12 protein-coding genes are annotated in these 14,457 nt (G+C 40.5%); 9 read left to right on the top strand and 3 right to left on the bottom strand.

Translation table 11 applies throughout. The features are described 5' to 3' along the window. Window positions 1-97: 97 nt before the first annotated feature. The 4 genes from B9Y81_RS01710 (at window position 98) to B9Y81_RS01725 (ending at window position 3,040) form a co-directional block, all read left to right on the top strand. Window positions 98-883 carry an AraC family transcriptional regulator gene (locus B9Y81_RS01710; protein ID WP_085535261.1) on the top strand — a complete coding sequence of 262 codons (786 nt, stop codon included), beginning with the start codon at window positions 98-100 and terminating at the stop codon, window positions 881-883. Between the two features lie 90 nt (window positions 884-973). Continuing rightward, window positions 974-1,732 (top strand): 4Fe-4S binding protein, encoded by a 759-nt coding sequence (locus B9Y81_RS01715; protein WP_085535262.1) that lies wholly within the window; start codon window positions 974-976, stop codon window positions 1,730-1,732. 46 nt (window positions 1,733-1,778) lie between these two features. Continuing rightward, window positions 1,779-2,051, top strand: a complete 273-nt coding sequence (locus B9Y81_RS01720) for a DUF4884 domain-containing protein (protein WP_085535263.1) — start codon at window positions 1,779-1,781, stop codon at window positions 2,049-2,051. Further along, window positions 2,048-3,040, top strand: a complete 993-nt coding sequence (locus tag B9Y81_RS01725) for an alpha/beta hydrolase (RefSeq protein WP_085535264.1) — start codon at window positions 2,048-2,050, stop codon at window positions 3,038-3,040. The genes B9Y81_RS01720 and B9Y81_RS01725 overlap by 4 nt, the downstream gene beginning before the upstream one ends. On the opposite strand, the gene B9Y81_RS01730 is transcribed toward B9Y81_RS01725, so the two are convergent. Then, window positions 3,037-5,460: a TonB-dependent receptor gene (locus B9Y81_RS01730; RefSeq protein ID WP_085535265.1), complete on the bottom strand. Its 2,424-nt coding sequence runs from the start codon at window positions 5,458-5,460 to the stop codon at window positions 3,037-3,039. The two genes, B9Y81_RS01725 and B9Y81_RS01730, sit on opposite strands and share 4 nt — an antisense overlap. 309 nt (window positions 5,461-5,769) lie before the next feature. On the opposite strand from B9Y81_RS01730, the gene B9Y81_RS01740 reads away from it, so the two are divergent. From B9Y81_RS01740 to B9Y81_RS01760, 5 genes are all read left to right on the top strand, one after another. Further along, window positions 5,770-6,642 (top strand): YicC/YloC family endoribonuclease, encoded by an 873-nt coding sequence (locus B9Y81_RS01740; protein ID WP_176221438.1) that lies wholly within the window; start codon window positions 5,770-5,772, stop codon window positions 6,640-6,642. Window positions 6,643-6,647: 5 nt separating this feature from the next. Continuing rightward, on the top strand, window positions 6,648-7,214 hold the full coding sequence (gene gmk, locus B9Y81_RS01745) for a guanylate kinase (RefSeq protein ID WP_085535267.1): 567 nt from the start codon (window positions 6,648-6,650) through the stop codon (window positions 7,212-7,214). After that, entirely contained in the window at window positions 7,211-7,792 is a 582-nt protein-coding gene (gene nadD, locus B9Y81_RS01750) for a nicotinate (nicotinamide) nucleotide adenylyltransferase (protein WP_085535268.1), read from the top strand. The genes gmk and nadD overlap by 4 nt, the downstream gene beginning before the upstream one ends. 244 nt (window positions 7,793-8,036) lie before the next feature. Continuing rightward, window positions 8,037-9,452, top strand: coding sequence for an MFS transporter (locus B9Y81_RS01755; protein WP_217809487.1), 1,416 nt, complete (start codon window positions 8,037-8,039; stop codon window positions 9,450-9,452). A 183-nt stretch (window positions 9,453-9,635) separates the two neighbouring features. Next, on the top strand, window positions 9,636-10,958 hold the full coding sequence (locus B9Y81_RS01760) for an MATE family efflux transporter (RefSeq protein ID WP_085535270.1): 1,323 nt from the start codon (window positions 9,636-9,638) through the stop codon (window positions 10,956-10,958). 65 nt (window positions 10,959-11,023) lie between these two features. Here the strand turns inward: B9Y81_RS01760 and B9Y81_RS01765 are convergent, their stop codons facing one another. Together B9Y81_RS01765 and B9Y81_RS01770 are read right to left on the bottom strand one after the other, a co-directional pair. Then, window positions 11,024-11,902 (bottom strand): DUF4249 domain-containing protein, encoded by an 879-nt coding sequence (locus tag B9Y81_RS01765; protein WP_176221430.1) that lies wholly within the window; start codon window positions 11,900-11,902, stop codon window positions 11,024-11,026. Between the two features lie 5 nt (window positions 11,903-11,907). Continuing rightward, a complete protein-coding gene (locus B9Y81_RS01770) occupies window positions 11,908-14,220 on the bottom strand; it encodes a TonB-dependent receptor (RefSeq protein ID WP_085535272.1) in 2,313 nt (770 codons plus the stop codon). Between the last annotated feature and the right edge of the window lie 237 nt (window positions 14,221-14,457).

A 14,457-nucleotide genomic window follows, 5' to 3' on the forward strand; every position in this document is an offset into this window, starting at 1 on the left:
AACAACATTAACAAAAACAAACAACACAGCATTGGATACTGATAATAAAATAATTGAGTCAATTCATAGTTTCGTTATTTCTGATTCAAACAGAATAATGAAATACATTAACGTTACCGAAGAGTTCATCTTCGAAGGTTTAATATATGGAATATGCACTAACGGACTTGGCAGAGTGTCTGTAAACAACAGGATACACCAATTAATGAAAAATCATACCTTATTAATTACGCCGCACAGTATCGTTAAAGGATTTATCGATACTGCAGATTTCGAATTGAAGTTAGTTTTCATATCGCTTGAATACTTCTTTACGCTACCCCTTCGTATGGACAAAGAAGATTTTATGATGATGAATGAAGTGCCCGTATTGCAGCGAACAGACAACGAAATCAATGATCTGCTCAGTCTGTTTCAAACGTTGAGAACTTTCAAAAAGAAAGATTTAGTATATCAGGAAGCCATTGTCAATTCTTTACTATTGTCGTATATGCTTATTTTTTCGTCCTATTACAAAAAAGACAGCAACAAAGGTGCTTTACAAAACGCCTCGAAAGAAGATAAAATTGCCCGGGAATTTGTGTACCTGATTCTTACCTATTTTAAAACAGAAAAACAATTGTCATTTTACGCAAATAAGTTATGCCTGGCATCCAACTATCTATCGTCTATTGTAAAAAAAGTAACCGGACATTCTTTTGAGCAATGGAAACAAATAGTAATAACTATTGAATCCAAAAACCTCCTGAAAACAACTGATATGTCGATTGTGGAAATTGCCGATCATCTTAATTTTCCTAACGCTTCATTCTTTGGCACCTTTTTTAAAAAGCAAACCGGCGTTACCCCAAAGGCCTATCGAGACTCCGTTATTAAAACATAAAACACGCCTATTCAGTCGGTATACTTGGAGGTTTCTGAAAAAATGGTACTTTTATAAGCGTATTTCTATTATAATTAAGGTATCATACTTATGGAAGTTAATGGTGTTCATGCGATTTATTTTAGTCCGGCTCTTTCTACTAAGAAAATAGTTAAGGCTGTTGCTGAGGGTATTTCTCCTCATATTGTTACTTATGATATTACTCAGGGTGTCGGAAAAACAGTATTCTTAGACAATAGTATTGTGGTTATTGGCGTTCCGGCTTATTATGGACGGGTTCCTTCGCTTGCTAAGGAGCACTTGTCTCAATTCAAAGCGAATGGCACTCCTGCTATTCTTGTTTGCGTATACGGCAACCGGGAGTTTGAAGATACGCTACTGGAATTGCAGCAAATTTGTATCGAATCCGGATTTAAGGTTATCAGCGCGGGAGCTTTTGTTGCGAGACATTCTATTTTCACGAATGTTGCCGAAGGCAGACCGGACACTGCAGACTTAGAGGCAGCCCGGGAGTTTGGAAAGCAAAGTCTGAAATACAGGTACACAAACAACCTGCACCTGCCCGGCAATATACCCTATCGCGCAATTGGAGCTATTCCTTTTGTACCCACCGGAGGTAGGCAATGCGACAAATGTGGCGTCTGCGTAAAAGCTTGTCCGACCAATGCGATTGCTGACGACACACCAAAGAAGACCGATAAAAGCAAATGTATTTCTTGTGGAAGATGCATTGAATTATGTCCGCAGAAAACCCGAAAATACAGAAGTCTGATTTATCATATCGCTAAAAGAAAATTTACGAAAGCGCATAACGGAAGGAAAGAAATCAGCCTATTTTTCCCTTTATAAGGATTGCTATCTTTATATTTGTGTCTTTACTTAATTTCCGGAAAATATGAAACATACAATTCTTCTATCTTCATTGTTCTTTGTGCTGACATTTTTGTCGTGTGGCGGGGTTCCCTTGCTAACGACAGAGTCTGACAACAACAAGAGCTATACCGTTGAATATTTATTCGAACATGACGGATGCAAAGTTTATCGCTTTATGGATCGCGGAGAATATGTTTATTTCACGAACTGCAATGGCAGCGTAACCTCCGCAACCTCGGATTCTACTCATGTAAAAATCCAGAATACAGTACGCGTAAATCCGGTTACGCAATGAAAAATCAACTACTGCTAACGCTATCTCTCCTCTTTTCGGTTTTGGGTTTGAACGCACAATATAGTCCGGATATCTTACCGGGTTATGAACAGATGACCATTCAGATGAAGCCCGATTATGAAGGAGAGGTTTATTGTACATTGATCAGAAAACCACAACCGGAACCGGTCAATAAAGCTGTTTTGTATATTCACGGCTATAATGATTATTTTTTTCAATCAGCATTGGGCGATAGTATTCAACGCTACGGCTATAACTTCTATGCGCTGGATCTGCGAAAGTACGGTCGTTCTATCCGGGATCACCAACAGCCTACTTTTTGTAAAAGTCTGGATGAATATTATGCTGATATCGATACGGCATTGGCACTAATCAAAAAAGAAGGCAACGACCATATCGTATTGTTGGCGCATTCTACCGGCGGACTTATCACGCCGCTTTATATGGATTCCAGAAAGAACGACGCGGTAGAAAGCCTGATTCTTAACAGTCCGTTTCTGGATATGAATATGAGTTGGTTTATGGAAAAAGTCGCCATCCCTACAGTTTCGTTTCTTGCCCGCTTCTTCCCCGACTGGATTGTTGAGAAGACCGGATTCTCTTCTTATGCGGAAAGTTTACTGGCTGAACACAAAGGAGAATGGACCTTCAACACGTTATGGAAACGCCCGGAAGGCTATCCTAAAAAAGCAGCTTGGCTACGTGCTATACATCAAGGACATAAGAAGGTAAAAAAAGGTCTTTCGCTTACGTGTCCCGTACTCGTGCTGTCGTCGGATAAATCATTTACGGAAACGGCAGCATGGCAGGAGGAATACAGAAACGCGGATATCGTTCTGGATGTAAACGATATTCAGACACTTGGTTTAAAGTTAGGAACCAACGTTGTCCGGGATACGGTTGCCAACGGCATGCACGACCTTATTCTTTCTGCGGAACCTTACCGCACGATTGTTTACGATAAGATCAGCCACTGGTTGCACAATTAGAATTCCGCGATGATACGAACATTCAACTGACGCCCTGTCAGGTAATTGGGAATAGCATGTGAGTTATTATCCACATCCGTGATCCAGAAATAAGAACTTACGTTTTTCATATCGAACAGGTTGAATACATCTACCCCTAACCAAACGTTTTTCAGATTACGGAAGAAGCCCCGGTCCATTATCGCGTCAACGCCTCCCGCCAACTGGTAGGAGAAACCAAGGTCAACCCGTTTGTAAGCGGGCATAGTATAGTAGCCGTTTTCATATAGTTGCCTTGGAGCAGTAAATGGAGTTCCGCCCGAAAGCACCCCTTTCAAATTAACTTTCAGCCGCTTGTTACCCGGAAAATAATCTTGGAAGAATAACGAAAAATTATAGCCGTGGTCATTCGGCATCGGCACAGTCTGTTCCATATTGTCTCTGCGAATGGTCTGTTCCGCTTTCATTAATGAGAAACTGATCCAGGAGTCTGCTCCCGGCACAAACTCACCAAAGAGTTTCATGTCAAGCCCCATCGCATAACCCGTGGCACAATTTTCGCCATAATAGCGTACTTTCACATTATCAACCGTATAGGGAATCAGATCGTCCATTTTTTTATAGTAAGCGTCTGCACTGAATTTAAAGTTACGATCCAATGCGCGGAAAGCATAATCGCCTCCCAGTATAAAATGGATAGAACGTTGAGATTTGATTTCTTTATTCAGATTGATGATACTGTTATCAAATTCATCTTTGGTTTCTACGCGAAGTTCCTTATAGAACGGAGTTTGATAATACAATCCGGTGGCCAAACGAAAAGTCAGGTCTTGATTCAACGCCGGAATAAAGCCCAGCGAAGCACGCGGACTAAAAATCATTTCTTTATTGTACGACCAATAACTGCCTCTCACGCCGGCGGTCAGTGTAAACATTCCTTGTTCGATCCGAAATTTAAACACATCCTGCAGATAAGCGGAAAGCCGCGTACTTTCTATTTTATTATTAGAATACAAATTGGCGATCAAACTCACATCTGTTCCGGTATGCGGTAAGGTATAACCTGCCGAATCTCGTTTTTCCCATTCGTTGATACGGTCGGTAAATTTTTCCATTTGTGCCTGTACACCCCACTTCAGCGTATGCTGACGCATACGGGTAAAACCATAATGCCCTACATTAATTATATTAGAACGAAGACGGTTACGCGCGTGTTCATGGTAATTGCCCAGCAATAACTCACGGGATAAATCATCACCCTTACCGGTATCGTCTCCCTCTCTCAGCAGGTATTCACCACCGATGTCGTATCCTTCTTCTTCTTTACTGGTAAATGCCGAAGCTTGTAAGCCAAGCTCGGTATGCTCGTTTAGTTGATGTTTCAGTGTCAAGGCTCCAAAGAACGTTTCAAAACGGTCACGCTCGTGTCCGCCATCAAACACAACCAACAGATTCTTCATATTTTGAGTGGTTCCAAAGGCGGTTTCACGACTATGCGGAATAAACCTGTAGTTATTTAATGCCATATTACCCAGAAAATTCACTTCCCATTTAGGAGCAACCTCATAGGTCATATACGTTTGTAAATCCACAAACTCAGGGTCATACTCCGCATCCGTATCCATAGATGAAAGCAAAGAACTGCCGGTTTTATACCTCAGCCCTGTAACCTGCGTGAATTTTCCGGAAGAACTACCCACATAGGCATTCGCCCCAAGAAGACTGAGCATAACAGAACCTTCCAGTTTTTCGGGTTTCTTATACGTAATATCAAGTACCGAGCTCATTTTGTCGCCATAACGCGCCTCGAATCCACCGGCAGAGAAATTGACCGACTCCGTCATGTCGGGATTCGTAAAACTAAGCCCTTCTTGTTGCCCTGAACGAATCAACAACGGCCGAAATACTTCCAGCCCGTTTACATAAACAATATTTTCATCATAACTACCGCCACGAACGGAATACTGCGAACTCAATTCATTGCTGGAAGTTACACCCGCGAAAGTTACCACTAAGCTTTCAATGCTTCCTCCCGCCGGGTCGGGCAAGAGGCGTATCTTATCGGCGTCTACAGATTCCAACGTACTGGTTTGTTTACGCATAGCGGTTACGGCAACCTCACCCAACTGAAGCGCGGTATAGTTCATTTGCACGTTTAAACGCATATCACGGGTTGCCTGAGGGATGATTCTTTCGGCTTTATTGTAACCCAGACAGGAAAAAATCAACGTAACAGAATCTCCCGGAGCCACAGAAAGCGAGTAAGCCCCTTTCTCGTCAGTCATCGCACCGATCAATGTATTTTTAACCTGAACAAGAACTAATTCCAGCGGATTTCCATCACCATCACGCACATTTCCGGTCACTTTAATGCGCCCCTGCCCTAAAGCAGTTACAGAAACGAATATAAAAAGTAGTGCAGCTACAGCACGTATCATCATACAATCTTTACTTATTTCACTATTTATAACGAGGAAAAGGCTAAAAGCGTATAAAACAACTCAAAAAAAGTATGGCTTGCAACCTATCCTGAAATTCACATCAAAAATGGGCAAAAAAACACATAGTAATATAAAAAAAAACATAAAGGTTATTTTTGAAAAAATAAAGGATATATTTTCAAAAATAACCTTTATGTTTTTCACCACTCTTTATGTATTGATTTTCAACGACATTAAAAACGGCTGTTTTAGGTAATATTCTGCCGTTGTTTTAACTTAAAAATGTAACTTTGCGGAAAAGTTATGAATATGATCAAGTCGATGACCGGTTTCGGAAAAGTTACTGCCGAATTACCTTCAAAAAAAGTAACCGTTGAAATAAAAGCACTAAACAGTAAACAATTGGATTTATCAACACGTATTCCGTCTGTTTACAGAGATAAAGAAATGGAGATACGCAACCTGTTACTGCAAAACTTGGAAAGAGGGAAAATAGAGTTCAACATTTTTGTGGAATACATTGGTCGCGACACCCCTACACAAATCAACAGCACTGCTATTGAAAACTATTATACACAAATCAAAGATATTTCGGAAAAACTAAGTATTGAATTGCCTTCAGACTGGTTTAAAGTACTGCTCCGCCTGCCCGACGTAATTCGCACGGAAGCACCCGAAGCCGACGAAACCGAATGGGATGTTGTTGAAAAAGCTATAAAAAGCGCAATCAGCCAATTGGTGGAATTCCGTATACAGGAAGGCAATATGTTAGGCAAATTATTTGAAGAAAAGATTGGCAACATCGCGTCGCTGCTTACGGAGGTAGAACAATACGAAGGCGAACGCATCGAAAAAGTGAAGTCCAGAATTCAGGATAATCTGGAGAAAATAGCCGGTCTTGATTTCGATAAAAACCGGTTCGAGCAGGAAATGATCTACTACATTGAGAAATTAGACATCAATGAAGAGAAAACAAGATTGGACAATCACCTGAAATATTTCATCAGCACGATGAATGAAGACAGCAGTTCGGGTAAAAAATTAGGCTTTATCGCACAAGAGATGGGGCGCGAAATCAACACGTTAGGTTCCAAAAGCAACCATGCCGAAATGCAAAAAATCGTTGTTCGCATGAAAGATGAACTCGAACAAATCAAAGAACAGGTATTAAACGTTTTATAAGCATCATGACAGGAAAACTCATTATATTTTCAGCGCCTTCGGGCTCAGGCAAATCCACGATTATCAACTATCTGCTGCAACAGAATCTGAATCTTCACTTCTCGATATCGGCAACCAGCCGTTTGCCAAGAGGCGAAGAAAAAGACGGCGTAGAATATTACTTCCTCACCCCCGACGAATTCCGCGCCCGCATTAAGGGAGGAGACTTTCTGGAATATGAAGAAGTGTATACCGATAAGTTTTACGGAACTTTAAAAAGCGAAGTCGAACGGATTTTGTCTGAAGGAAACAATGTGGTGTTTGATGTAGATGTAGTGGGTGGATGTAACATCAAAAAATATTACGGAGATCGCGCCTTGTCGGTATTTATACAGCCGCCAAGTATCGCCGCATTACGCGAACGCTTGGTAAACCGGGGCACAGATAAACCGGAAATTATTAACGATCGCGTTCAAAAAGCAGAATACGAATTATCCTTTGCGCCTCAATTCGACGTAGTAGTTGTAAACGATGTGCTCGAAACAGCACAATCCGAGGCCTTAGCAGTGATTAAAGCATTTCTTGAAAAATGATTAAAACAGGTATTTTCTCCGGTTCTTTCAATCCTATACATATAGGGCATCTTGCTCTCGCGAATTGGCTTTGCGAGATGGGAGAACTGGATGAAGTCTGGTTTTTAGTTACACCGCAAAGTCCGCTGAAGAAAAAAGCCGACTTATTAGACGATCATTTTCGCCTTCACCTGGTTGAGAAAGCGATCGGATCGTATACAAAGTTTAAAGCCTGCGATATCGAGTTTTCGCTGCCCCGGCCGTTGTATACCATAAACACATTGGCGGCTCTTACGAAGCAGTATCCCGAACACCAGTTCCAACTGATCATCGGGGCCGATAATTGGCATATTATAGATAGATGGAAAGATTCGGAAAAGCTTCTGACTACGTATCCGGTATTAGTCTATCCCCGGATGAACTACCCGATAACCATTCCGGCAGCTTATCCGCTGGTAAAAAATGCGGATGCTCCCCTTATTGAAATTTCTTCCACCTTCATTCGCGAGGGCATACGCCAGAATAAAGATTTGCGCTTTTTCCTCCCACAAGCTATATTTGAAGATATTCAAACGATCAAAAATTCATTGAACAGATGAATTTTTACACATCATAAACCAAAATAACTACTGTTTTTTTCATTTCTGCGCTGACCTTTGTGCCTGATGGCAATAAGAAACGAATAAGGACGTAAGGCATGTTATAAAGCACAATACTTTCGTTTTAATATCAAATTTTTCTACATTTGCCAAGACTTTGAATTTAGACGAAGAATTCACGCTAACAGAAGAATGGATAAAAAATAATAATAACTTGAAAAACATGAACAAAACTACAAACAAGATGACAAATTACAGGTGGGTAATTTGCTCTATGCTTTTTTTCGCAACCACAATTAATTATTTAGATAGGCAGGTGTTATCGCTCACATGGGTAGATTTCATCGCTCCGGAGTTCCATTGGACCAATACTCATTACGGTTATATCACCGCGGCTTTTTCACTTCTTTATGCTATATGTATGCTTTTTGCCGGCCGCTTTATAGACTGGATGGATACCAAAAAAGGATTTCTTTGGGCTATCGGGATATGGTCTGTCGGAGCATGTATTCATGCCTTTTGCGGAATCGCTACTTCCGGTATCACAACCGGCACCTGGTTTGTAGGTTTTGAAGGAGCCCGGGAAGCCATTGGTACGGTTGAGAACGTTGGCAAAGTAATAAATGTCAGTGTTGTTCTGTTTATTTTTGCGCGTTTTGTTCTTGCTTTAGGAGAAGCTGGAAACTTTCCGGCGGCGATCAAAGCCACTGCCGAATATTTCCCTAAAAAAGACAGGGCTTTCTCTACCAGCATATTCAATGCCGGTGCAACCGTAGGCGCATTAGCAGCACCTATCACCATTCCTTTCATTGCCAAAGCATTCGGATGGGAAATGGCTTTTATCATCATTGGTGCATTGGGTTTCATCTGGATGGGCTTCTGGGTATTTATTTATAAGAAACCGGAGCAAAACCCGAAAGTAAATCAGGCGGAATTGGCTTATATCCAGCAAGACGACAAGGAAGAGGAAGCGCCTAAAGAAAATGAGGAAGTGAAGAAAATGTCTTTTATAGACTGTTTCAAATACAGACAAACCTGGGCCTTCGCCGCCGGCAAATTTATGACGGATGGCGTATGGTGGTTCTTCTTGTTCTGGGCTCCGGCTTATCTGAGTTCAGTCTATGGCATGTCTTCTACAGATGCGGCTTTCCCACTGTTCATACTTTATATGATCACTCTTCTATCAATCATCGGCGGTTGGCTACCTTCTTATTTTGTAGACAAAAAAGGAATGAATCCGTATGCCGGTCGAATGAAAGCGATGTTGATATTCGCCTTCTTCCCTCTGTTGGCTCTTTTAGCACAACCTCTTGGTCATATCACGTATTGGATCCCTGTAATCATTATCGGTATCGCAGGAGCAGCCCATCAAGCCTGGTCTGCCAATATCTTCTCGACCGTAGGTGATATGTTCCCCAGATCGGCCATTGCTACCATAACCGGAATCGGCGGTATGGCAGGAGGTGTTGCCTCTTTTATCATCAACCGCAGTTCAGGTGTGTTGTTCGACTATTCAGAGACTACACAAATGCAGTTTATGGGTTTCACCGGTATCGAAGCCGGCTATTTCATCATCTTCTCCATCTGTGCGGTGTCGTACTTAATCGGATGGGTTATCATGAAAATATTAGTACCAAAATACAAACCAATTGTACTGTGAAGATTTTCACAGAAGTTGGGAGTTAGAAGTTAGAAGTTAGGAGTTAGGAGTTAGGAATATTTTTCATTCTAACTACCAACTTCTAACTACCAACTTCTAAAAAAGGGGATACACAAAAGACAATGTGTATCCCCTTTTTCGTGTTGCAAAAATCACTACCTTTGCGGCACTAAATTTTATTTCATGTACACTTACAAGCAAATAGGAATCGTCAGTTATCCTATTTTTTTGAGCTTACTCGCCCAAAACATCATAAACGTAACCAATACCGCATTCTTAGGCCATGTTGGAGAAGTTGAATTAGGAGCTTCTGCCATGGGAGGACTCTTTTATATCTGTGCTTTCACCATTGCCTTCGGCTTTAGCACAGGATCTCAGATACTAATAGCTCGCCGGAACGGAGAAAAGAAGTATACGCAAATCGGACCGGTTATGATTCAGGGTGTATTCTTCCTTCTTGCGCTTGCAGCAGTATTATTTGGGTTATCCCGCTTATTTACTGAAGATTTAATGCGCCTCATGATCTCGTCTGACGTTTTATTAGATAAAACAATCGATTTTCTGGATATTCGGGTGTTCGGTTTCTTTTTCTCCTTCATGAATGTCATGTTCAGGGCATTATTTGTAGGCATTACCCGCACCAAAATTCTCACAATAAACGCGATATTGATGGCCGTAACAAACGTAATTCTGGATTATGTACTAATTTTCGGCAAATGGGGTTTCCCTGAAATGGGAATTAAAGGAGCAGCCATAGGATCCGTTATGGCAGAGATCATATCTATCCTGTTTTTCGTTACGTATACTTATCATAAAGTAAACTTAGAAAAATACGGACTGAATAAACTTCGCGCGTTTGATTGGGGATTGCTCAAGAGAATCCTGAATATTTCCATTTTCACAATGGTTCAATACTTTGTTTCCATGAGCACGTGGTTTATGTTTTTCGTTGCGGTGGAACGTCTCGGACAGCGTGAGCTGGCTGTTGCGAATATCGTGCGCAGTATCTATATGGTATTATTTATCCCGATCAACTCATTCTCAACAACGACCAACACCTTTGTCAGCAACACCATTGGTGCAGGTTATACAGAAAAAGTGCTCCCGATCATAAAGAAAATAGCCGGTTTATCCTTCGTCTTCATGGCCTGTATCTCGGCGGTAGTTTGTTTGATTCCAAGAACATTAGTCTCTATCTACACCAATGATCCGTCTTTAGTTGACGCCTCAGTTCCGTCATTATATGTAATATCAGCAGCCATGTTGGTTTGTTCTATCGGCAGTATTGCCTTTAGTGGCGTATCAGGAACAGGAAATACACGTTCGGCATTAGCACTGGAACTCATAACATTATCCTTTTACGTTGCCTACCTATACTTCATAGCAGTCCATTTGCACATGCCCGTAGAAATATGTTTCACCACAGAATTCGTTTATTTCACAGGACTATTCATCCTAAGCACAATCTATCTAAAAAAAGCCAAATGGCAGGATAAGAAAATATAGGGGGTTAGTAATCCGCTTTCCTGCTCAAATTAATTCAGGTTGAAACTTCCGAAAGCACTTACAGCTCATGGAACAACAACCGTCAGTCTTGCCGGGCTGTATGTTGAGAAAAAGCCTACTGCTCCATTACTGATATTGCCTTGTATATTTGATGGTGGACCTCCGAACATGGGGTTTTCGCCATCTTTAACATCTTGGGCTTGTTTTACAAATTTATAATAGCTCTTTTCTATACGATTGAATTCGACAATGAGCTCATCACCCGAACTAAGAAACGTACGATTCTTTTTACTGTTGTCCGAATAATCATCTATCTCTGCCATATCAGCAAAAAAATAGACTAAATAACCATTCAGATATTCTCCGTCCATAAAAAGATCGTTCATCATTCCGTATTTGCTGAGTTTTGTAGCCAATGTGTCATTTACGTAATACTTGCTGAAATAGAAATCTTCCCCTACCGGCTCTTGTGCAAACAAATTTACTGTAAATGAATTCTTTCCCATATGATCCATCCGACCAATCTGTACTGAATCCAACTGAATTGGTGAGAGCATTGTGCTGGAAGCCTCATACAGTTCTGTTGTACCATCCTGATTAAAGTCATACTCCACTTTCAGATGATATGTTTCACCGGGTTTACCTGCTCTTAACGTTTCGGTCTGATAGGTTCCTTTTTGGTTATCATTTTCTAAAAGAGTCCAAATTTCATTTTCTGAAGTTGTTATCGTTACATGTGCACCCGATACAGTCGGATTATGTTCCATCTCAAAGTAAGGAACTGTACTACTTATTGCAACACTTTGATATGCCAACGTATCTGTAACCGTTCCATAAATTACAATAACAGGATCCGCGCTATCCAGATCAAGATCAATCCGCTCGGTACAGCTTGTCGTGAATATAAACAGAAGGACTAACAGGTTTGTATATATATTTCTCATTTTCATCAAAATTTGAAGTTATAAGTAATTGAAGGTACCAGATTAAAGAGGTATACACTTTCAGCATACGGAATACCTGTATCCGCTTCCTGATCAAATGTAATCATATAAGGATTTTTACGTCCGTAGGCATTGTATATAGAGAAGCTCCATTCGCTTTTCCATTTCTTTTTCGAATCCGGATTGGGAACGTAAGTACATGACAGATCTAAACGATGGTAGTCCGGCTTACGGTATTCGTTCCTTCCCGAATAAACCGGGAAATACTCCCCATCAATTCCGAAACGACCGGAAGGAAATGTAGTCGGTGTACCTGTGGCGTAAACCCATAAACCCGACAAGGTTACTTTCCGTGACAGTTCATAGTTTAAAACAATGTTTACACTGTTTGTTTTATCATAGGGAGACAGATAAGTTTTTCCTTTATTGATCTCTGCAATAGTTCGTTCAGCTCGTGATAACGTATAGTTGACAAATCCATTCAGTCTGCCTTTATTTTTACGTACCATAAATTCGGCTCCGTATGCCTTGCCTTTTCCTGTTCTGACCTCAGCTTCCAGGTGTTTATTTAGAATAAGATCGGCATGATCGGCAAAATCAATCACATTACTCAAAGATTTGTAGTATAGCTCGACCGATGTTTCATACGTATTATTATCCAAATTATGGAAATAGCCGGCAGAGAACATATCTACCTTTTGCGGTTTTATATTTGGTCCGGACAGAAACCACACATCAAGCGGCGAACTTGATGAAGAACTATTCGCCAACTGAATATACTGCGTATTATGCGCATAGCTTGCCTTTACTGATGAATAATCAGTTAGCTTATAAACAACTCCGACACGTGGTTCAAGTGAATGATAGGTATTGTATATCTTTCCTGATTTATAGAACGTAGAATCTGTCTGTTCATAATTATTGTCGTATGTAAAAACAGTTCCTTTTCCTACATTTTGAAACACAGACCATCGGAGTCCGTACTTCACCGATAATTTATCTGTTAGAGATTGTTCATTTGAAGCATACAGGGCACTTTCCAGCGCATAACTGTTATCAATTTTAAACTGTCCGTAATCTTCTGATTTCACTGTTCCCGGAGTGAAACTATGCAAAGTAGACGTTCCGCCAAAACTTAGGTTCAGAAAACCATCATTATTGTAGGTATAGTCTGCGCGCAACATGATGTCATTTATGGTCGACTCCCAAGTCATTTTAGCACCTTCAACATCCGAAGTCAGAAAATAATCATAGTTGCTAATATTTAATCCTATACGAGAATACAGACTTTCACTGTAGCTATGACTCCAACTTAAAGAACCAGCCATATTCCCGTATTTAAAACCAGACAATTTTGTTCCGAAATTATCCTGACCGTAATACATATTCAACGAAATATTATCTCTTGGCGAGATCCGGTGAGTCATTTTTGCATTTAAGTCATAAAAGTAAAGTGTCATTCCTTTCATATCCTCATCGCTGGACAATTTCAGAAATAAATCCGCATAACTACGTCGGCCGCCTACCATCCATGATGTTTTATTTCCCGCTTTCCCTTGCAATACCAAACGGCTAAGAATTAGTCCGATGCCACCTGTTGCCGAAAACTTTTCAGGCATATCATCTATTGTTTTAACATCCAGCAAAGAAGACAAACGTCCACCATGTTTCAAGGGTATATCTCCTTTATAAAGTTCCAGGTCACTCACTACATCATTATTAAACACGGAGAAAAAACCCATAAGGTGCGAGGCATTATAAATTGTCGTGTTATCCAGCAAAATCAAGTTCTGATCCGGAGAACCGCCTCTTACACTAAAGCCGGAACTACCTTCCGAAGTAGACTGAACACCGGGCAATAACTGAACAGCCTTGATGACATCAACCTCTCCCATTAATGCCGGCATTTTTTTGATCTCATTCATAGAAAGTCTTTCTACTCCCATACTCAGGTTTGTTATATTGGCATCTTTAGCCCGGGCAGTTACCACCACTTCCTCTAAAGCCGTATTATCAGCTAAAACAATTTCCAACTTCTGATTATTCGATGCCGATAATTTTGTTCTGGCTGATTGATACCCTACGAATGAAGTCAATAAAGTATAATTCCCTTTTTCTATTGAAAATTTAAAACGTCCGGACTCATCAGAAACATATCCTTTACGCGTCTCCTCAATTAACAAAGTAGCTCCCGGCAAAGGTATTTTTGTCGATTTCTCAAGGACTATACCTTCAACAGTAACAGTTTGCCTTTGAGCATATACCGAACAAACAAAAAAGGAAAAGAAAGAAAAAACAATTAATGTTTTGCTTAACATAATTTAGCGTGCTTATAAAAACGTATTTTAAGAACCAATATTCAAAATTACTCCAGTTTTACAATCAAACGCTGCTTTCTTTTAAACATGGCAACCAATGTGGAGTCAAATTCGTTTGCAAAAAAACGGAAAAGAAGGTTCAATACAAACGAAACACTTCTATTTTTATTGTTTTTTAGGATGATACACTATCCATTGAATTACTTCAAAAAAAGGCTACCCTTTTTCAGAGTAGCC

Source organism: Massilibacteroides vaginae (assembly GCF_900178525.1).
Classification (GTDB): domain Bacteria; phylum Bacteroidota; class Bacteroidia; order Bacteroidales; family Tannerellaceae; genus Massilibacteroides; species Massilibacteroides vaginae.